This window comes from Marinobacter shengliensis (genome assembly GCF_030297115.1).
GTDB lineage: Bacteria > Pseudomonadota > Gammaproteobacteria > Pseudomonadales > Oleiphilaceae > Marinobacter > Marinobacter shengliensis.
In genome coordinates, this window is record NZ_AP028062.1 from 4020279 (window position 1) to 4041295 (window position 21017).

Consider the following 21017-nt stretch of genomic DNA (forward strand, 5'->3'; position numbering starts at 1 on the left):
TTCAGAAGACTGCCCTGTTTTTCACGGCCATTCAAGCAGTTCCGGGAGTTCGTGCAAGCCCTGCGATGGCTTCCGACATCTGTTGGTGGCACCGGGCGATCAGCTCGGGTATATCGGCAGAGGTCAGCCCCTGGGTTTCGACGGGCGGAAGAATCCGCATCGGGACTGGCTCCCTGCGGCCAGACCAGCCTCGTGTTTTGCCGTGATACTCACCGGCACACACCATGGTGATGGGGGCACCGGCGGCAATGGCCGTGTGAAACGCGCCTTTCTTGAAACTTCCCAGGCCACGGCCACGGCTACGAGTGCCTTCCGGGAATACCCAGATACTTTTACGCTGCTGGTTGATCGCCTCACTGGTGGCCTCCATCACCGCCACCGCTTTTCGGGACCGACCTCGGTTCAGAATGATGTTGCCACCCAGCCAGAATACCTGGCCAAAGAACGGCACCCAAACCAGTGAGGACTTGCCCACCGCCACGGTGCGTGGCGGCAACAAGTCCCCCATCAGGAACAGGTCGTCGTTCTGTTGGTGATTGGCGATGATGACCGTAGGCCTGTCCTGCGGCATGTTCTCGGCCCCATAGAGGGGGCGTTTCATGCCCAGCAAACAACGCCCTACCCGGGCGACGATCCAGCCCAGCAGCCGGTTGTTATCCGGGTTGAACGGCCGGGCCAGGTATAACACCAATGCCAGAAGGCACAAGACTGGCACGCTAATCCACGCCAGGATTTTTCTTACCACTGCCATACTGCTTTTCCGTTAAGACTCACTTGGCGCACAAGTGTACGCCATACTTAAAGCGCGGCAACAGTATCCTTTTGTTCGAGAGCGTAAACGGGATGGGCTTCAACCACATAGCGCAGGGGGCCACGGGCATCCATGGCGTCGAAAGGGTAGCAGGTAACCAACAGCAGGGTGCCGGCCGCCAACGCGTGAGTGTTGATCAGCTCCTTACGACTGTCCACTACCCGGATACTGGTTACCCGATAGTCCTGCCAACGCTGATCCTGGCCTTGCAATCTGACCGGGTTGCCCGGAGCGAGATGCTGGAGGTGGCTGAAGTGTGTGTCCCGGTGGCCGGCCAGGATGACCGGCCCGTCGGCACCGGCCACCACCCGGCCCGGCCCGAAGGCCAGGCTCTCGCCATGCAGGCCATCCAACACGATCATCGACACGTCCAATTCAGGCATTTCCAGCCTGGCCACCGGCCAGGTATCCGCCCAGGGCCAGGGCCGGGCCTGAACCTGACGGGCCTGGGTTTCCGCCCAGGCAAGTGCCAGCAGCTCCTGTGCCACCAGCGCCTTGAAGGGAATCCACAGCCCGAACATGAGCACCGTGGCAGAACAACCGAACAGTAACAGCAGCAGGCGACTCACAGGGATGGCCTCCGGTTCAGCATGGCAATGGCCAGGGAAAACATCAGCCCCAGCAAACCCAGCGCAGTGAACAACGGTGCGAATGTGGCCGTCTGGGGGTACCTGAGCATACCGGGCTGGCTCCCTGCCGGCAGCAGTGTGGGTATGCTCTGCGACCCTGCGCTTTCGGTTTCCGGGCGAACCCGGCGCTGCTCCACCACCACAAAGCTGGTGAACGGCGAAATCACGCCATGGCGAACCGACAGCTCAGTGATCTTCTGTTCATCCGGCGCCTGACCCTGAAGCCGGGCGGCATCCGTCAGCTCATCAATCCGGCCACGGGCCCACTGACGATTCAAACCACTGGCGGGCGCCGCCTGGGCAAGATCCAGAGAAGTGGACCAGTGACGGCCTCCGGGCAACTGGCCGGAAACCTGCAACTGCCCTGCTGCCGGCAGCCCCCGGACTACCTGGACCAACGGCGTGCCGCGAAACAGATCTCCGGGCCTGGCCGGTACTGGCTCCAAAGGCTGTCCCTGATCCGGCCAGCGGACGTCCAGATTGGTCAGCACCGGTGCCTCCATGGCGGCAAACAGCCGGTTCAGGGCCCGGTCTACCTCGGCGCCTGAGTGAATTGCGGTAAACTCACCCCGGCCCCACCGGGCCGCCTCCCGCAGAAAATGCATATTGGGTGCAGAACCAATACCCGCGGTAAACAGTCTTCGGTCAGTCAAACCTGATCGGATCTGGCTAAACAGGGCAGACTCATTGCCCACGGCACCGTCGGTGATAAACACCACCTGGCGCACCCGTTCACCCCCCGGGCCAGAGTCCATTCCCAGCGCCAGCGACAGGGCACCCGCCATCTCGGTACCGCCATTGGCCCGCAAATCCTGGACATATCGCCGAGCCCGGGCCAGGTAATGGCCTTCTGCCGGCACCGGCTGGGCGAACAGGGCATGGGCCTGGCTGTTGAACTGGATCACATTGAACGAATCACCGGGGCGCAGGGATTCCAGCCCCTTCAGCAGGGCAGACCGGGCCTGGGCAATTGCATCTCCCGCCATGGAACCCGAGGTATCAATAACGAACACAAGCTCCCGGCGCAGCACCGGCCCGACCGTTTCCGGCGGCAGCACCATGGCCATCAGATAATCCTCACCCTGCCAGGTCTGGTGAAACACGGCCGCTTTTGGCTCACCGCCGGCTACCGGGCGCCACCTGACGATCACATCTCGGTCCATCAGCACCTTTTCCTGTTCCGGCCTCACCGTCGCCCTGGCACCGTCCAGCTCGGTGTGCAGTCGATGGCTTGGGCTGGAGACATCCGCCAGGGTCAGGCCGCTTTCGATCTCTATTCCGATCCTGGCCCGGTGACTGCCGCCATCGACGTCCGCGGGGCGAACGGTAAACGGGCTGATTTCATGGGCATCGGCAACCTCTGTGGTGGCCAGCGCCCACCCCGACTGCCACGGGCCTTGGGTTTCCGCCAGCGGTTCGCCTGGCATATACCGAGGGGTCAAGGTGGTGGGCAGTCGAAGTTCGAATTCACCGTGCTTGTAGGCCACCGGTTGCTGATAACGGATTTCCACCTGCACACTTTCGCCTGGCGGGATGTTGGCTACGCGGCTGGTAAACAGGTTCGGGCGATGCTGCTCCAGCGTGGCCGCATGCTGCCCGGCCTGCTTGGCCCGCTCATAGGTTTGGCGGGCCTTGGCTTTGGGCTCAATGTGCCCCACGATTTCACGCTCGCCAATGGTCATGCGTAGCCCGTACACCGTGGCCTTGTCGGGTAACGGGAACACGAAAATCCCCTCTTGCCATTGGTCGCTGGCATTACGAAACGTCCTGGTCAGCCTGGTCTGGGCCAGCAAGCCAGACACACGAACCTGGAACTCACTGTCCAGAATCACCGCCGGCTGCTGCCGGGCACTTTGATCATTCATCAGGTACAGTTGACCCGGCTGTTCCATGTCCATCTGACGCGCCTCCGCATAGAGGGGATGGACAAACAACATCAGCAGAACCGCCAGCCAAAGGCTGATACCCTCGGCCATTCGCAACCACCTGGATTGTTTAGCGGCTGGCTTCGCCCGGCGGGCGGTGAACAGGTCAGGCCGTACGGCCGGATTGGCAAGCAGCGATAGCAACATCATCACGACATCCTTTTTGTGGAAGTTAGTGATGCCATTGCAACAGGCTGAATGGGCCCTGCCGTGGCAGAAACGGGCAAGCTAGCGATAGAAAATGATGAATTATGGCAATCCCGCAGCATCGACTTGTGCCGCGCAAGGAGCATGGTTTAATGACAGCACATCTTGCTGAACAGCATCACCCATGAAAAAACACATTGTTCTGATTGAAGACGAAGCAGGCATTCGCGATAACTACCGGGCGGCGTTTGAGCGCCGGGGTTACCGGGTATCAGCCTATGGCGACCGGCCATCGGCCTGGCAAGTGCTGCGCCAGGCGTTGCCAGACCTGGCCATTATTGACGTCGGGCTTGGAGACGAGCCGGAAGGCGGGTTTACCCTGTGCCAGGACCTTCGGTCGCAGTCTGCTACCTTGCCGATCATCTTCCTGACCGCCCGGGACAGCGACATCGATTCAGTGCACGGCTTGCGCCTGGGCGCTGACGATTACGTCACCAAAGACATGAGCCTGGAACATCTGCTGGCCCGGATTACTGCCCTGCTGCGCCGGGCCGATGCCTGGGCCGAGGCACTGCAGAAGCCGGATGAGCTGCTGCACCGGGGCCGGCTGTCGCTCAACGTCGACCGCATGACCGTGTCCTGGGACAACCAGCCCGTGGACTTGACGGTGACCGAATTCTGGATGCTGCACAGCCTGGTTCAGCATCCCGGCCACGTTCGCAGCCGGGACCAGCTGATGGAAGCCGCCAGCACGGTACTGGATGACAACACGGTGACCTCCCATATCAAACGCATCCGGCGTAAATTCAGCCAGCTGGACAGCAGCTTTGATGGCATTCAGACCGCCTATGGAATGGGTTATCGCTGGAATGCCCGTGAGGTCTGACCTTGAGCCTTAAACGCCAGCTGTTCCTCGCCAGCCTGCTGATGCTGCTGATACCCTGGGCCGGGCTGAAGTTTGTGCTGGAACTGGATGACGCCCTGCGCCAACAGGCCCTGCAACAGCTCCAGGAGCGGGGCCTGCGGATGGCAAACCTGGCCGGCGACCTGCTGCTGGGGCAACCCGCCATCACCACCCCGAACGCGCTCTACGCCAGCCCGGCAGAAACCCCGATCAAACCCGACGGCCATGCCGACGACTGGCCCGGTTACGATGAGCCCGATCACCTGCAGCCCTGGCAATCGGCTGAGCCCCTGCCCGTGCCAGGCGAACCCCACCTGCGATGGCAGGCCGCCAGTGATGGCCGACACCTGTTCCTGTTGGTCCAGATGCAGAACCAGGCCATGCAGCTGTTTCAGCAGAACCGGCCTGACCAACCCCATGATCGCTTTGAGCTGGTGCTGCAACCGCCGGTCACCAACCTGCAACAGCCGGTGCCACGGCAACGCTGGACAATACGAACCTCAGCGCCGGGCAGCGTGAATGCCATTCGGGAAGACCGCCAGCAGACTCCGGATTATCGGGTTCAGGGTGCCTGGCGGGATCGGGGGTCTGGCTGGCAACTAGAGCTGCAGATGCCGCAGCCTGCCCGTGGCAGCTTGCTGGGCTTCCAGCTGACCCAGGGAGGCCAGGACGCCTCCGTACCCGGCACCGGCATTGAACCACCACCCCCGCTGGTGCAGCGGATCCCAGAACTGGAACGGGCACTTGCGGACCAGCTCGGTGATGGTCAGCAAGTCACTTTGGTTGAGCCGGCGGGGTGGGTGATTGCCCATCACCGGCATCCGACCACTGGCCAGGGCCCGGACTTCGATGATCTGTCTCCCGTGCAAGTACTTGAGAAAATCACCCTCAACGCCCTGCGCGCCCTGATTCGGCTCTACCAGCCGGAGCCCACACCGCTGGGCGAAGCCACCCATAGGCTGATCACCGGTGGCCTGCCAGACAATCACCTGGTCAGGCGCAATGACGGCTCGGTCTGGCTGGCCACCGAGCATGATCTGTTTGGCGGTCGCTCGCTGGTACTGGAACAATCCCTCGATCAACTGCTCACCGTCTCCGGCTCGGCCCTTGGCAGCGTCCTGGCCCGCAGCCTGCTGATCATTCTCGCGTTAACCCTGGTGCTGCTGGGTTATGCCAGTTGGTTATCCTGGCGAATTGCCCGCCTGCAACGCCTGGTCAGCGCCAGCGTGGACGAAGATGGCCGGATTCTGAGCCAGGTGCCCGGCGCCAGAACCCAGGATGAACTGGGGCAACTGCAACAGCATTTCAGCCAGATGGTGGAACGGCTGCAGAGTTATAACCACTACCTGGAGAGTTTTTCCCGCCGGCTGTCCCATGAGCTGAAAACCCCCGTGGCGGTGGTCAGGTCGTCCCTGGAGAACCTCGCTCACAACAGCTCCGAGCAGGAACGGCAGCAATACCTGGAACGGGCCGCCGGGGCCACCGAACGGCTGCGCCGAATTCTCAACAGCATGAGTGAGGCCGCGCGGCTCGAGCAGAGCTTCGACCAGGCTGACAAAGAACGGTTCGACCTGTCCGAGGTGGTCGCGCAAGCCACCGAGGCGTACCAACAACTGGATGCCGACCACCAGATCCGTTACCAGATTCCCGAAGCCGAATGCCCACTGATGGGCTCACCGGAAATGCTGGTGCAAATGCTCGACAAGCTGGTGGATAACGCCCGGGATTTTACCCCCAAAGGCGGCGCCATAGAGGTCAGCCTGCAACGCCATTCGGACCACTACCAATTGTGTGTGTTCAACGAGGGCTCGCAATTGCCAGAACACGCCGGCGTGGATATTTTTGGCGCCTTTGTCTCCCAGCGCCGGGGCCAGAGCGAGGGGCACCTGGGGCAGGGGTTGCTGATCGTACGTCTTATTGCCGACTACCATGGTGGCCATGTGGAGGCCCGAAACACCCGCGAAGGTGGCATTGACGGGGTGAGCTTCCGGGTTATCATCCCGGTATACCGCCCGGAAACAGGATAAACATTGTGAGTGCCGAAACGTCATCCCTGGATTTTCATCCCTTGCGGGCAGACCTTTACCAGGAACTGCACTCACGCCCATTCCAGGTGATTCCTTCCACCGCCCGGGTGACACACATTGCTGTGCTGGTCACACCGGAGCAGCGCCGAACACAGTTCGCGCATCTTCAGCGGCTGCACCGCCTGCTGGGCGAGCCCTGGCCGGAACAGGAAGTCAGCTGCTATGAGCACAACTTCGGCAAGCTGCGCGTCCGGCGTGAAGTGCATATGGAGTTTGCCTCCTACACCTTCACCAACCTGGACGTTTCCAGCGCCGACCCGTTTGCCGAGACCGGCATCAGCTCATTACCTGAGGGTTGGCTGGAACAGCTGGACGGCACCATTGTCGGGGCCTTTCACATAGAGGTGCGCCCGTCAGAAGAGGACGCCCGCAGCGAACTGGCGTTCATGCGCAAGTATTTCGAAGGTATGCGCCTCATTGGCAGCAGTCCACAGGAAGGCGCCGCCCGGGTACTGGGCTCGTTCCAGTTGCACAGCGACCATTTCGGCCGGTTCATGGTGCTCAATCACAAGATGTCCAACAGCCAGCTGGGCCGCCTGGTACAACGTCTGATGGAGATTGAAACCTACCGGCTGATGTCGCTGCTGGCGCTGCCACTGGCCAGGGAAATGACGCCCAGTCTGAACGACATGGACCACAAACTGGCCACCATCACCCAGTCCCTGGCGGATAACGAATCCCTGGACGAACAACAGATACTGGCCGAACTGACCCACATTGCGGCCCGCATCGAAGCCTACCGGGCCCACTCCACCTTCCGCTTTGCCGCCACCCGGGCCTACCACGAACTGGTACTGACCCGGCTGGAAGAACTGCGGGAAGACGAAGTCTCCGGCCACCTGACCATCAGCGAATTCATGACCCGCAGGCTAACCCCGGCCGTGAAAACCTGCGAAGCGGTTGGAGAACGCCTTGAAGACCTGTCCCGCCGGGTAGACCGCGCCTCCGACATGATGCGTACCCGGGTGGAACTGGCCATCCAGAGCCAGAACCAGCAACTGCTGAGTTCCATGGACCGCCGTTCCCGCATTCAATTGATGATGCAGCACACGGTGGAAGGTTTCTCGGTAGTGGCGATCTCCTACTATCTGATCAGCCTGCTCAAGCTTGGCCTGGACGTACTGCAGGATAGCGGCCTGGCGTTCAACAAATCCCTGGTACTGGGCGTGGCCATACCGGTGATCATGGTGCTGGTATTCCTGGGCATCCGGACCATCCACCACCGGTTTATCCGCATGGCCCGCCGGCAATAGCCGGCGTCAGCCGAATCTGGGGTCCCCGGCAAACTGGCGGTAAAACTGCTGGGCCGTGCGCCCGTTGCGTACCCCTTTGCCGGTGGCAAACTGGACGGCCTCCTGGTGCAGTTGCGAGCGCTCTGCCACCTCAGGAAACAGCGCGTCTACCGCCTGCAGATAGATATCCTGGGAAAACGGGTAGAACGACAATTGCAGCCCGAACCGGTCCGCCAGTGAGACCTGCTCTTCGATTGCCTCCGCCGGGTGCAGCTCGCCGTCGCGCACCTCGCTTTTCAGGTTGTCACTCATGAATTCCGGCATCAGATGCCGGCGGTTGGAGGTGGCATACACCCGCACGTTCTCCGGGGGCAGCTCCAGTGATCCCTCTAGCACGCTTTTCAAGGCCTTATAACCGGACTCCCCCACATCAAACGACAGGTCATCACAGAAGATCACAAAGCGGTACGGCAGCTCGCAGATGTCGTCGACAATCTCCGGCAGGTTCACCAGGTCGTCTTTGTCCACTTCAATCATTCGCAGGCCATCCGCCTGGTAACGGTTCAGCAATGCCTTGATCAGAGACGATTTGCCGGTGCCCCGGGACCCCCAAAGTAACGCATTATTGGAGGGCTGCCCCGCCAGAAAGCGTTCGGTGTTGCGGGCAAGCGCCTGTTTCTGCCGGTCAATACCCGTGAGATCAGCCCATCTGACCGGATCCAGCCGGCGAATGGCCCGCAGGCCGGAGCGGTGCCGGCGCCACACAGCGGCCGGCATCTGCTGCCAGTCAAAACCCGTTTCTGTCATTCTCCTACTCCATCAAAGGCGTGCCGTTTCATAGCCTGAATCTGTATTCAATATAGCCACACACCACTGTCAAAGGTTACGATCTGCAACTACACTGGCACTGTTATTCACAGGGAAGGTATACCTTGCAAAGCCGCCTGCCTCAACCGCCCCAGCGAAAATTCTGTGCTGCCTGGCTAACGCTGGCCACACTGATGATTGCGGTGCTGACGTTCGCAGCCCGGGCGGAAGAGCCGGAGAGCTCGTCTCCCGTTGTCACAATTGGCGTGGTGGCCGACAACGAACCCTACACTTTTTTTGAAGGTCGCAATCCAGCCGGGTTCTCCATTGACGTCCTTCGGGAAGTGGCCAGCAACAGCAACCTGGTCTTTGATTTTCGTGCCGGTAGCTGGCCAGACATCTATGCGGCCTTCCTGCGCGGAGATCTGGATGCGATAGACGGTATTTCCTGGCGTCCGGACCGTGCTGAAAAGGTCCTGTTCTCCGAACCTTATCACTACCGCGAAATTTACCTGATGCATGACAGCGCCCGTCCGACTCCCACGATTGAGGCGCTGGACGACTTACAAGGCCTTCGCGTTGGCATGGTAGAGGACATTTTCTACCGCACTGAATTCGCCGACGCCGGCATTTCACTGACCACCTACGACTCCCTGACGAGCGTTGTTCGGGCACTGGCCTTTGGCTGGATCGATATTGCTGTGGGCCCCAAACTCACTATGGAGTATCTCGCCAACCAGGCCGGTTTCCGCTTCCTGGAACTGCTTGGCCCGGCGCCGCTGCAACAATACTCCGGGGAGGATTTCCGTATTGGTGTTCTCGCCGACAACCTGAACCTGTTCAATCAGATTCAGGCCGGGCTGAATGCCGTACCGGAGGAAAAACTGCAGCACCTGCTGCAGCGTTGGCAGGAGTTTGGCGGTTTGACCGGCTCCACAGGTACAGAGCTGGCCCTCAGCTCGCAACAACGACAGTACCTGGCGAGTCTGGGGCCGGTTCGGATCGGATTCATGGATGATTATGCGCCGTTCAGTTTCACCGACGGCGGGCGGGTCAGAGGTCTGAGCGTTGATATCATGAACCGGCTGGTTGACCTGACTGGCCTGCAGGCTATTCCTGTCAGCGGCCAGTGGGACGAACTGATTCCCATGCTCAAGAACGGCGACATTGATGTCATGGCCAACATGTCCCATCGCCCGGAACGGGAGTCCTTCGCCCACTTCACCTCGCCCTATCACATCATTCCCAACGTCATCTTTACCCAGGATGAGAGTCTCAACTACCAAAATCTTGAGGACTTGAAGCACTATCGGGTTGGACTGGGCGCGGGCATCTACTATGAGGAAACGCTTCGGCAACTGCTGAGTAACGGCACATTGCTCAGCTTCCACTCACAGCAACCCATGTTCCAGGCGTTGGCGAGCGGCGATGTGGATGTCGTTATCGGAGCCCTGCATTCGGGCAATTACTGGATCCGGCAACTGGGTATCAGTGGCACCCGAATCGCCGGAGAACTTCAGCTCCCGGGCTTCAGTGGCGAGGACCTTCGCTTCGGGGTGAGACCGGCCCTGGCGCCGCTGGCAGACATCCTGAATCAGGCACTGACCAGCATTACGCCAACGGAACAACAGGTGATCGAAACCCGCTGGCTCGGCGCCAGCAACCAGCCCTCGCTGAACACAGCGGAACTGGTGCACTGGACAGACACCGAATCCCTATGGCTGGAACAACGGAACCGGGAAATTCGCATCTGCGCAGACCCGGACTGGATGCCCCTCGAAGGCGTGAGGGATGGCAAACACACCGGCCTGGCCGCAGATGTACTTGAGCTGTTCAGCCAACGAGGTAACCTGCGTTTCCGGCTGGTGCCCACCAGCAACTGGCAGGAAGCCATTGCCGCGGCGAAGGATCGGCGTTGCGACATGTTCCCGATGGCCATGCGTACACCCGAAAGGTCCGTTTATCTGGACTTCACCTCACCCTATCTGGAAGTACCAAACGTGGTGATTGGCCGTATTGAGGCCCCGTTCATTCAGCGTCTCAACGAGCTGGAGGGCGGCCGCGTTGGCATTGTGGAAGGCTACGCGTTTGCCGAATTGCTGCGCAAACGCAATCCATCCTTGCAACTGGTTACCGTAGAGTCAGAGCAAGAAGGCCTGAGAAAACTTCAGAACCGGGAGCTGATCGGCTATGTCACTACACTGGCCACCGCCAGTTACTACATGCAGTCAATGGGCCTGGCGGACCTGAAGGTGATTGGCCGGGTACCGGCCGACTGGTCACTGGCGATCGGCACCCGCAATGACGAACCCACGTTACACGGAATCATGCAGAAACTGGTGTTGAGCCTGACACCTGCAGAGCGCACTCAGCTTGAAAGCACCTGGCGCAACCTGCGAATCGAGGAACGCGTTGACTATACCCGGTTCTGGCAAATACTTTCGCTGGGCCTGCTGGCCACCGCCCTGCTGGTCTACTGGAACCGGAAACTCGGCCGTCTCAATCGGGAACTTGCCGAGGCCAATACCGCTCTGTCCCGTCTGAGTGTGACCGATAACCTCACAGGCCTGGGCAACCGCACCTACTTCGACCGGGAGTTCTCCAACAGCTTTCAATGGTGCCTGCGGCACCAGACCGGCTTTGCGGTTGCCATGGTCGACGCGGACCATTTCAAGAAAATTAATGATAATTGGGGGCATGAGGCTGGTGACCGGTGCCTGGAATCCCTGGCAAATACCATGCGCGAACATTTCCGCCGCGACACTGACCGTCTGGCACGGTTTGGTGGAGAAGAGTTTGTGATTTTTGCCAGTTATCAGGATGCAGATGACATAAAGGCTCGGCTGAACCGGTTCCGCGAGGAAGTCGCAACCCGGCGCTGTGATACCTGCAAGGATAAAGGGATTGATCTGACCGTCAGCATTGGCCTGGCATTGGGGTTTCCAACACCAGAGCACACATCTGCGGAATATCTCCGGCTGGCCGACCAGGCGCTATACACCGCCAAGCGTAACGGCCGGAACCGCCTGGAGGTTATTCCAGCAGGGCAAACATCGGGGCCAGACGAAGCCGAACACCCTAAGGCGTAAAGAAAGGGGCGCAGGCCTGTTACAGCGGGCGCCCCAAACCCGTAACGAGTCAGAACTGGTACTTCAAGCCAACCCGGCCGGTGTCGAAATCCGGACCATTATTGGTAATCTGGCCATTGAAATCGTCTTCATCGATATCCACGTTGTAACGGGCATACTCGGCGAAGGCGGTCAGGCTATTGGTCACCCGGAAATCCACACCGGCGCCAATAAACGGATTGACCTCGTCATAGGTTTCACTCTCATCGAAGGCATCCACATCAAAGGCCGAAGCGAATGCACCGGCCTTCGCATACACCCCGAAACTCTGAGTGAGAGGCAAACGGCCAACAGCGCTCAGGCCAACCCCTTTGAGCTTGGCTTTAACGTCGTCATCGCCGAACTTGCCGAAATCAATGTATTCCGCTTCCAGGGCAAAGAACTCATTGAACTGGTAACCCAGCGCCGCACCCAGCAGATCGTTTTCATCCTTGAATTCACCGCCGTGGGATTTGTAGCCCCCGTAACTACCACTGATGTATGGCCCTGAGTTATCCCGGCTCACTTTATCCTGTGCCCAGACGGCAGGGGCTGTCAGTACAGCAGCAGACAGAACCGTGGCACACGCAAAACTGGCTTTGTAGCTCATAACGCGTTTCCTCTGTGGTTGGGTTTTCCATTCGTCGAAACGAACAATCCGGATGTCTCTATCCCGATTGCATGCGTTTACCCTACAGAGATAACGGCTGGTTGGGGGTTAAAACCCTACTAAGAATCATTCATGTTTCAGTCATGTCGTGCCGACGCATCGCCAAACGGGCACCGGCAGACGCCGCCCCTTCGGCAATCACACGACCGGCCAGCGACACGCTGTCGTAACTGACTCTGGCGATACCATGGTGGCACACCCGAACAAGCCGGCTACCGGGCCGAGTGGCCGGAATGGCGTCCAGCACCCGAAAACTCTCGTCTGCAATGGAAAGGTGCACACGTTTCAGCTTAACCGCGCCGTGATGCATGCCTTGGGCCACCAGCTCCGTCACACCCAGCCACCATTGCGTGTTGTTGTCCGGTCCTTTCATGCCAGCCACTCCTGCAGTTGCTGGCTCACCAAGGGGTGGTGGGCCAGGCGAATATGGTCAACACCGGGAAAATTGGCGATGCCCGCCAGCTCCCAGCCTTCACGACGATCACCACGGGCGCTGGATTGATGCACCAGGGCATCGCCAAACAGAACGTTTACAGGGTGCCGTTCGCCCTTGGCGAGCAGTCCGCTGATCACGTAATGCCGGGCACCGTGCAACAGCGGTTGATCTGAGGTACCCGGTTCAAAAGCATCCCCCCGGGATAAGTTGCGGATACCCTCGCTGCGAAGGTCAATCACCTCGCCCACCACTTTCAGATAATCCCGGGGCACCCGATTCAGCCAGCCTGCCGCTTTATGGGCGCCCACCGCCAGCCAGGAGCCGTCGTGGGGTGAGCCGATGTACACACAATCCGGGTTCAGGCTGACCCAGCGGTGATCATTCGCAGCCCCATAATGACAGGCACTGCGAATCAGCAAGCCTCCCATACTGTGGCCGATCAGAACAATCCGCTTGACCGGTACCGGCCAGTTACTCACCAGCCGCTCCAGCAACGCGGCAAGATCCTGGCCGTTACGGTAAATGGGCCGGCCGGTATTGAAACGGAGCTTGAGGGCCGACGTATCGCCCAACGTGTTGGCGAGGTGGGTGCCGTAGTGTTCATCGGGCTTGGCCGGAAAATCCCACACCGATTCCAGCTCCATCAGCCCATGGATGGACAGGCAAAGCACGCTCCCCGGCGCTGCGGGCTGGGGATTCTGCAGATCCAGCGCTTCGCCATCGGCAAACACCGTCATCGGCACCGCCAGCGGATTGCCCCGGTGCTCCAGCCAGTCACCCAGAAAGCCGCTGGCAATGGCTGAAATGTGCTGCTGGACTCGCCCAGCGGAAGGAACAGACACCATGGTTAGTCTCCCGAGTATTTTTTCAGTGTACGCCCTTTGCAGTGCATTACACTGGCCATTTTCGGGCCAGAGTGGCGGCCCCGGAGCAAATCCGGCAAGACAGGCTCACGGTTTGTTAATCTGCCCGAAAGGGCTACAGGCGACCGACCCTGATAACCTTGCTGGAATTGCACAGCAACAGACCGGCCCGTGCCGCTCCACCTTTTCAGATTGACCAGCCAAAGGAAGCATCCAATGCGATCTGCTGTCATCGCCCTGACCAGCCTCTTGTTCTCTGCCAACCCGGCCACGGCCGAGACTCAGTCACAAGCATCGGCGGAGCCGGAAGTGATGGGCTTTGTGGAGTGGGTGGTGATGGGCGAGACCGGCATCCGGTTAAAAGCACGCCTGGATACCGGCGCCAAGACCTCGTCCCTGCATGCTGTGAATGTGGAATCTTTCGAGAAGGACAACGAGGACTGGGTACGCTTTCAGCTGCCTTTGGGTGACCACGAAGACCAGCCCAGCGAGGGTGACCTGAAGCACGACGAAGTGATTCTGGAATTTGAGCGACCGGTCCATCGCACCGTACTGATCAAACGCAAGGGTGCTCCCTCCCAGCGGCGCTATGTGGTCGAAATGGACTTCTGCCTCGGCGGCAAGGTCCATGAAACCCAGTTTTCCCTCACCGACCGGGGCAAATTTTCCTACCCGGTACTTTTGGGCCGCCGACTACTCCGGGATGACAACATCCTGACCGATTCCGGCCGCACCTTCATCGCTGAACTGGAGTGTGAATACAGCACGCTGGAGGAGCTGGCCCAGAGCAGCAAGGCCATCTCGCCCTAATCGGCCTTCGGCACCGGTTCATCATTCCGGACCCGAAGAAAGCTGGCAAATCTCGGCAAGCCGGTGGCGGTCAAACCACGGTAGCGGAAGGTAATGATTGAGCCAATCGCCGGCGGGTTGCGCCTGTCCGCATCGGTAAACCCGGTTCCGATGCGAAACTGCCGGCCATCGTACAGCTCCACTTCCAAAGCCCCCATCAGCCCCTCGTACTTGCCCTTGCCCGGCAGGTGACCAACGACTTTCGCTTCCGCATCCTCATGGGTTTTCACTTTAAGCAGATCATCGGAACGACCGGCCTGATACCGGCTGTTTCTTCGCTTCAGCATCAACCCTTCCGCACCGGCTGACACCATCGCTTCAAGCTGTGCTTTCAGTTCGTCATGGCTGGCAACCGGGCGCTGCTCCACCAATACCAGATACGGTGAGTCAGAACCTGCAACCACCCGTTCCAACTGACGATAGCGCTGCTCGAACACGGTTTCAGGCTGTGGCAGATCAAACACATGAAACCTCACCTGACGCCACTGCTGATCCACCGGCTGCTCTTTGCGCACCACCCCGGACAGCTCGGCAAAGCGCTCGCGACCGCTCCAGAGCTCACCGTCCAGTGGATGCCGGGGAAACTGCGCCGTAAACCAGTCGGGCGCCGCGTATAAATGCCCGCCCCGGGACCAGAGCTGCTCGCCATCCCAATAGGCCCGGACACCGTCCAGCTTTTCGCTGACCCAGTATTCCTCTAGGTTTACACCCGGGTGATAGACATTGGCCAGAGGGATGGCAGGCGGCCGTGCATTGGCCTGAATGGGATCAATGGCAAGTAACGAGAGAAAAAGCAGGCAAAGTGTCAGGGCTGTTGCCCCGACACCGCCAGTATTGAAGAGTGGCATGTTCCTTTGCCCTTTTTACATCCTGTTGATGGTGTTACGAAAAACGCTGTACTCAGGCCGTTACATACTTCAGCAGCTCAACCACCTGCTCCGGCGTTTGTGCCCAGGCCATGGCGGCAGCGTCCACTTCCTTGAGCGGGTGTACGATGTCTTCATCATGCAGGGTGATATAAGGGGTGCCCATGGCGGCGCAGTAGCCGGCGTCGAAGGCTGCGTTCCACTGTTTGTACTTGTCGCCAAAACGGATAACCGCCAGATCGCACTGCTCAAGCAGGGTCTTGGTGCGGATGGCATTCACCTTGGAAGACTGGTGATCACGCCAGAAATTGCTCTCCGGCTTACCCAGGAAATCGCCCGCGGCGTCGCTGGATTCGTGGTCGGTGTTGGCAGAGGTAAACTCAACCGGCAACCCCGCCGCCTCAGCACCCGCAGCAATCTGCTCACGCCAGTCGGTGTGGATTTCGCCGGAAAGGTATACGGTCCAGATCATGGTGGGCTCCCCTGGAGTGTTGGTTAATCAGTCAGGCGGGGATAATACGCCAATGGGGAGAGATGTTCACGGCCGAGCCTCGCCTTGCCGATGTCGGCGGCAGAACCTCATGGGTATTACACCATGGCCGCCTCGGCCAGATTCGGAACGCTTTTCTCCATCCGATCCTCCAGTGTCGACCATGGGAATTCCCGAATAGCCTTCAGGTGGGCCGGATAACCTTCGTTTTCCCACCACGTCAAATCCAGAGTCGCCCAATAGTCTGCTGCTCTTCCCCGCTTGCCTGCCGCATCGTACTCGGCTGTCGTGGGGTCCAGGTGACGGTACTTTTCCAACGCCGGAACGTCGGGTAAGGGCTGGCTAACGTCCATATACCGCTGCAGTTCATCCCAGTGCGCATACAGCTCCACTTTGTGGACATCCGCCACCTGCGCGACGGTCGTTTGCCAACCGGTATAACGATGGCGCAGGAGCAGCTTGTAGCTGACGGGGCCCTTCGGATTCACATGAAATGAGATGTAGGGATCAAACTCGATAAACGGTGCTTCGAAGGTTTCCTCTCGCCAGGTACGGAACTTCACCATGCCCGTCGGGCGGAAAAAACCACAGCCCAGATCCTTAACAATGACTCCGGGATTGCGTTGCAGAAACCAGGTGAAGGGGTAGCGGAAGAATAAGTGAAGACCGACCAACGCCAGAAAAACAAACGAAAACTCTCCAAACTTTATATAGGCGACAATTTCAGCAAAAGCGAAGGCAACGAAGAATACTTTCATTACTCCGTAGTCTGCTAAACCACCAGCGAGCATAAGTAACAACTGCCAACGGCTTTTGACGAAATCAGAAGGCTGCTGTCGATGCGTCCATTTGGGCCCCACCCAGCCAACTCCGCCCGACTCGAGTTTCTTTTGGTAGTTCTTCACATACTGGGGAAGGACATGCATATCGAGCCCCGCATAATCCCCCCAGGGTAAACGCTCAATGAAATCCCCTGCCTCCAGTGACTTGGCAAAACGGCTGATGTTCTTGAGGGGCTCCTGCACTGGGATTGCATCCCGGCGATAGGCGCCAGGCGCATAACTGGCTGCTAATCCATTAGCGGTTTGCATAAAATTTGATACCCAGTTCGGCGACTACTTTGGAGGGGCCATTCTACCTGACGACCTATCTGGAAACTTTGATGTGATAGCCACAAGAGTCGCTTAATATGGTCTTCAAAGCCTTGGACGGAGCAACACCAGAGCTGACTATAACATCCGATTTTGTTACGCTCCGCGCTGATCTCACAAGGATGTACTGCCCCCCAAGGAAACGGAGATTCCTGAATGAAGCTGCTCTGGGCGTTCTGCCTGTCATCGCTCCTGCTCACTTGGAGCCCTCTGGCTATTAGTCAAGCCCCACACGTCATGGCAAACAATAGCCAGTTGGATGATCTAAAGCTCTGGGTTCGGCTTCAAGGCAATAACATCAACCCGGAGAATGCGAAGTGGGCAGGGTTTGCCAATACCGCGGCGAAACAGGGGCAGCTTGAAATTCTGGAATATCTGCATAATCTCGGAGTCGATTTCAGCCAGTTCGACAGCTTCGGAGATAGCACGCTTCACTCCGCCTCGTCTTCCAACAAGGTTAACGTTGTCCAATGGCTACTGACATCAGGTATCGATCCAAACCTTCAAAGGACGGTTAACCATCCAACCGCACTGCATAAAGCCGCGCGATATGGCGCTTCCGAATCCGTCACCCTCCTGTTGGACGCAGGCGCAGACCCACTCATCAACTCGCGGTCAGGCACAGCATTTGAGCTGGCTGATAATGTCCTTGTTCTGCACACGTTGATGGCGCACTGGCAAAAACATGGGGATGGAATGCCGCCGCCAGGCATTTCACCTGCGGCCTGGTGGTCATTCATCGGGCAGCCAGGACGGGTTCCTGAGAGTCTCCTGAGACAGGATCTAAATCAGGCGGAGTGCAACGCCCTGCACTGGGCGGCTGCATCTGGCCACTTGCCCACACTGAAAAGACTGCTCCAACTCGCCCCTCGGGCGACTCTGTCGAGCCAATGCTTCAACAAATGGACCCCGCTGAAAATCGCCATTCGGTTCAACCAAGTCGAAGCCGTTGGCGAGCTTCTGAATCACTGGCAATCTGTCGACGTACCGGACGTCAGGCTCGCCGTAAAGTATGGTTCCGCGAAGCTCGCAAGAATGCTGTACGACTCATTAGAGCAAGAGAAAGACGATCTGGCGTTTTATCCCCGAGAGGGCAATGCTGTCCTGATCAACTATGATTTAGACGACCTTGCGTACCTGGTCAACCGGCGAGTGATCAGCCCTGCCTGGCTACTGAATCAGATAGGTAGCCACGGCGGCGAGATGCTGGAACTTGCCCCACTCGTGGTGTCACAAGGTGTCCCGATCACTCAGGTTCTGCGCACAGGCCTGCGAAAAGACAATCCTTACCTGGTGCAGTGGGCTTTAAAACAGAACCCTCCATTACAACAGATCGACAAAACCGAGCCATCACCATTTATAGTCGCAGCCAAGACGGGAAACACTGATCTTGCCAAACAGTTATGGCATCCGGATGCCGTGTTGGGCGACGACAATTACTATGAGCGGCTGGAATACTTCGCAGCAGCAGGGTGGACTGAAAAGGTTCTGTCGTTTACTAATCGACGCGCAGACCTCCTGACCTACGCTCTCATGGAAGCTGTTCGCTATGACAACGTCGATCTTTTGGTGGACCTTGTGACTGCCGGCGTCAGGGCGCCAAGGCGCCGGTGTCGTTCCGCGTTTGATGTGGCAATCCGGCAGAGCTCATTACCAGCCATTGAGTTGCTGGCGAAAACGCACGCCCGTAATAAAGAGTGCCTGTCTGAAGCTGTACTCAGTGTTATCGAAAACGGTGATGTGGCAATGCTTGACCCACTGCTGAAGCATGGTGCTAACCCAAACGGTACAGGGGATGGCTATCGCAATGCCGTTGTCCGGGCGGTTCGGGATCGAAAGCTTGTGATACTCATGACGCTTTTGCAGGCGGGCGGCGATCCTTCTGCCGTTAAAGCTCCCGAGGGCACAATTCTGGAGCTTGCGCAAAAAAACCTGGATAGTTCGGGCCGCCCTGAACAGACAGTGGCTGCGCCCGAAACTGAACTTTCGCCATTGCTGACAGCCCTGAAAACACACGAATTTGAAACACTGAAGGCATTAATAGAACAGGGGGCCGACCTTACCCAAACCAACGATCATGGGGAAACGCCTGCCCACCTTGCAATACGCGCCGGGCAATTTGATGCAGCATCCTTATTACTGAATTCTGAGGTGCTGCTCAAGACAGACAAACGGGGCCGGACCCCTTTCCATCTGATTGGTGCGTATGGCACCCCTGAACTCGCATCCCGGGCCATCGAGCTGAGCGAGGGAGTCTACCCGGAAGACGATGCACGAAAGTTCCCCCTGGATTATGCCGCTCGCCTGAACGAACCTGTCGCGTTGCTTCTCGCCAGAGCGGACGCCCGCCATTCCGACAACCTCGCTATCCTTGCTGCAATTTACGGCCAGGAAAGGCTGATGAGCTACCTGAGCAGAGAGTTTGCAGCGTTGGATTCCGGGCACTATGAAGAAAAGCCCGAAGCCGCCTATTTTATGGTCGCCCTCGCACAACAAAACCGTGATTGGTACGAGATGCTTCTGGATCAGTCCCTTGACCCAAACGATACCTTTGCCGGAGAGCCTTTGCTATCCATGGCCGCAAGGTACAACAACCTCCCAGCGTTTGAGTCACTGCTCCAGAAGGGTGCAGTGTTTCGGCCGAGCCTGTTTATGCGTAAGTACACCGCGACCTACCAATTTGCACTGCTGTCCCAGAAGCCGGAACTGGCTGAAACGCTGCTCAATTCCATGGATTCAGGTAAAAGAGCCGAGTTCCTTATCGCCAGCCTGGAGCCTCTTTCGCAGGCTATGCCTGAAGAGCAGCTGGTTTCATGGCTCAAACAGCAAGGACGCGCGGCTTTGGATGAACCCTTGGCAGATGTGTTGAACCCGTTCATCCGTTCGGGAAAAAATCTGTCTTTGATCAACGCGTTGGTTCGCAGCGGCGCGGATCTTGGCGACAAAGATTATTCCGGCTCATCACCGGTTCAGGAGGCAACAGAGGTTCTTGGAGAAGACATCGAGTGGGGGCACCGTATCGCTCTTGTCCGCCTGCTCCAGCAAGACCAACAAAACAGGCAGACTTCCCCGCTTCTGGACCGCCTGCGCCGACTGTTCACGAATACCGACGAACCCACACCCCCTGTCTGGAGATACCTTCAGGAAGGTTACAGCGTGTTGGCAACTGTTGATCGAGAAAAGCTCACCCAAGAGGACCCCGTTAGCAGACTGACACTTCTGGATACAGCAGTCCTCCAGAATGACGCTGAGTCCATTGAATACCTGCTGAAAAACGGTGCCACAGTGACACCACAAACTCTCCATATCGCTGCACACACTGGCAAGGTTGAGGCACTTCGGGCCCTGCACCCTTTGATATACGACCTTAATACCCGGGATTTCGGAGGGAATACCCCTCTCATGACCGCCGTCAAAGCCGACCGGGAAGACATGGTAGAAGCCTTGCTCTCAATGGGAGCAAGGCCAAATGTCTACAACCAGGACTATCGATTCCCGCTAAAACTTGCTGTGTTCAATAAATCAGAATCTGTGGTTAAACAGCTACTAAACCACGGCGCCCACCCCGATGGGTTCAGCAAGCAGATGTCATCCAATGCGTTACGCGACGCGGTTGTTAGTGGAAATCTTGAGATAGTCGAAATGCTTGTCAACGCGGGAGCGAGCGAAAACCCGCTCCTCGGCGCACCTCCCTACAGCGTACTCCCGGCTGCATACAAATTCGCCCCCAAAGATATTGTTCTCTATCTTGAAGGTACGTTTGAGCGCACTACGGAACAGCAGCAAAGTGATCTCGATCTGGCCTGGAAACATGGTAGCGAATGGGCGAGAGGGCACTTATTGCAGCGTGGATTTGCGTTCTAACCTGCTGGGGAAACTCGAGACCGCTTTTTCCGTGGCATCGGCAGACTGGTAAACACCTTTTTCGGCCTTGGGAATCTGGTGGTTGGTGAACCGCAGGGCCGATTGGTATCTGTGGCATTCCGACGTTATGACACCCTGCGGCGCGAAAAGCTGGCCCTCTGGCTGCATACGTCAGTTCC

16 protein-coding genes are annotated in these 21017 nt (G+C 58.4%); 6 read left to right on the forward strand and 10 right to left on the reverse strand.

Annotation, left to right across the window (positions count from 1 at the left end; all coding sequences use genetic code 11):
* Positions 1-31: 31 nt before the first annotated feature.
* Genes QUE75_RS18430 through QUE75_RS18440 form a run of 3 tightly spaced genes read right to left on the reverse strand, consistent with a single transcriptional unit; the run spans position 32 to position 3416 of the window.
* Positions 32-751 carry a lysophospholipid acyltransferase family protein gene (locus QUE75_RS18430; RefSeq protein WP_106694050.1) on the reverse strand — a complete coding sequence of 240 codons (720 nt, stop codon included), beginning with the start codon at positions 749-751 and terminating at the stop codon, positions 32-34.
* A gap of 47 nt (positions 752-798) precedes the next feature.
* A complete protein-coding gene (locus QUE75_RS18435) occupies positions 799-1380 on the reverse strand; it encodes a class GN sortase (RefSeq protein ID WP_286252355.1) in 582 nt (193 codons plus the stop codon).
* On the reverse strand, positions 1377-3416 hold the full coding sequence (locus tag QUE75_RS18440) for a marine proteobacterial sortase target protein (RefSeq protein WP_286252357.1): 2040 nt from the start codon (positions 3414-3416) through the stop codon (positions 1377-1379). The genes QUE75_RS18435 and QUE75_RS18440 overlap by 4 nt, the downstream gene beginning before the upstream one ends.
* Positions 3417-3696: 280 nt before the next feature.
* Between QUE75_RS18440 and pdsR the strand changes: the two genes are divergently transcribed.
* Genes pdsR through QUE75_RS18455 form a run of 3 tightly spaced genes read left to right on the forward strand, consistent with a single transcriptional unit; the run spans position 3697 to position 7756 of the window.
* On the forward strand, positions 3697-4398 hold the full coding sequence (gene pdsR / locus QUE75_RS18445) for a proteobacterial dedicated sortase system response regulator (RefSeq protein ID WP_286252359.1): 702 nt from the start codon (positions 3697-3699) through the stop codon (positions 4396-4398).
* 2 nt (positions 4399-4400) lie between these two features.
* The gene (locus QUE75_RS18450) at positions 4401-6443 is read left to right on the forward strand and encodes an ATP-binding protein (protein WP_286252361.1); all 2043 of its coding nucleotides are present in this window, start codon (positions 4401-4403) and stop codon (positions 6441-6443) included.
* A gap of 5 nt (positions 6444-6448) precedes the next feature.
* Entirely contained in the window at positions 6449-7756 is a 1308-nt protein-coding gene (locus QUE75_RS18455) for a DUF3422 family protein (RefSeq protein ID WP_152439345.1), read from the forward strand.
* Positions 7757-7762: 6 nt separating this feature from the next.
* On the opposite strand, the gene QUE75_RS18460 is transcribed toward QUE75_RS18455, so the two are convergent.
* Positions 7763-8542 (reverse strand): ATP-binding protein, encoded by a 780-nt coding sequence (locus QUE75_RS18460; protein WP_286252364.1) that lies wholly within the window; start codon positions 8540-8542, stop codon positions 7763-7765.
* 125 nt (positions 8543-8667) lie between these two features.
* Between QUE75_RS18460 and QUE75_RS18465 the strand changes: the two genes are divergently transcribed.
* On the forward strand, positions 8668-11631 hold the full coding sequence (locus QUE75_RS18465; protein WP_286252367.1) for a transporter substrate-binding domain-containing diguanylate cyclase: 2964 nt from the start codon (positions 8668-8670) through the stop codon (positions 11629-11631).
* A gap of 49 nt (positions 11632-11680) precedes the next feature.
* On the opposite strand, the gene QUE75_RS18470 is transcribed toward QUE75_RS18465, so the two are convergent.
* The 3 genes from QUE75_RS18470 to QUE75_RS18480 form a co-directional block, all read right to left on the reverse strand.
* A complete protein-coding gene (locus QUE75_RS18470) occupies positions 11681-12259 on the reverse strand; it encodes an outer membrane beta-barrel protein (RefSeq protein WP_106694054.1) in 579 nt (192 codons plus the stop codon).
* 130 nt (positions 12260-12389) lie between these two features.
* Complete coding sequence (locus QUE75_RS18475; protein ID WP_286252369.1) at positions 12390-12692, reverse strand: hypothetical protein; 303 nt, start codon at positions 12690-12692, stop codon at positions 12390-12392.
* Positions 12689-13600, reverse strand: coding sequence for an esterase/lipase family protein (locus QUE75_RS18480; protein WP_286252370.1), 912 nt, complete (start codon positions 13598-13600; stop codon positions 12689-12691). Before QUE75_RS18480 ends, QUE75_RS18475 begins: the two co-directional genes overlap by 4 nt.
* 234 nt (positions 13601-13834) lie before the next feature.
* Between QUE75_RS18480 and QUE75_RS18485 the strand changes: the two genes are divergently transcribed.
* Positions 13835-14428: an ATP-dependent zinc protease family protein gene (locus QUE75_RS18485; protein WP_286252372.1), complete on the forward strand. Its 594-nt coding sequence runs from the start codon at positions 13835-13837 to the stop codon at positions 14426-14428.
* Here the strand turns inward: QUE75_RS18485 and QUE75_RS18490 are convergent.
* From QUE75_RS18490 to QUE75_RS18500, 3 genes are all read right to left on the reverse strand, one after another.
* Positions 14425-15315 (reverse strand): DNA ligase, encoded by an 891-nt coding sequence (locus tag QUE75_RS18490; RefSeq protein ID WP_286252374.1) that lies wholly within the window; start codon positions 15313-15315, stop codon positions 14425-14427. The genes QUE75_RS18485 and QUE75_RS18490 overlap by 4 nt on opposite strands.
* Positions 15316-15367: 52 nt before the next feature.
* Positions 15368-15805, reverse strand: coding sequence for a YtoQ family protein (locus tag QUE75_RS18495; RefSeq protein WP_058091620.1), 438 nt, complete (start codon positions 15803-15805; stop codon positions 15368-15370).
* A gap of 116 nt (positions 15806-15921) precedes the next feature.
* Positions 15922-16914 (reverse strand): hypothetical protein, encoded by a 993-nt coding sequence (locus QUE75_RS18500; protein ID WP_286252377.1) that lies wholly within the window; start codon positions 16912-16914, stop codon positions 15922-15924.
* A gap of 216 nt (positions 16915-17130) precedes the next feature.
* Between QUE75_RS18500 and QUE75_RS18505 the strand changes: the two genes are divergently transcribed.
* Positions 17131-20838 (forward strand): ankyrin repeat domain-containing protein, encoded by a 3708-nt coding sequence (locus QUE75_RS18505; RefSeq protein WP_286252380.1) that lies wholly within the window; start codon positions 17131-17133, stop codon positions 20836-20838.
* Positions 20839-21017 lie beyond the last annotated feature (179 nt).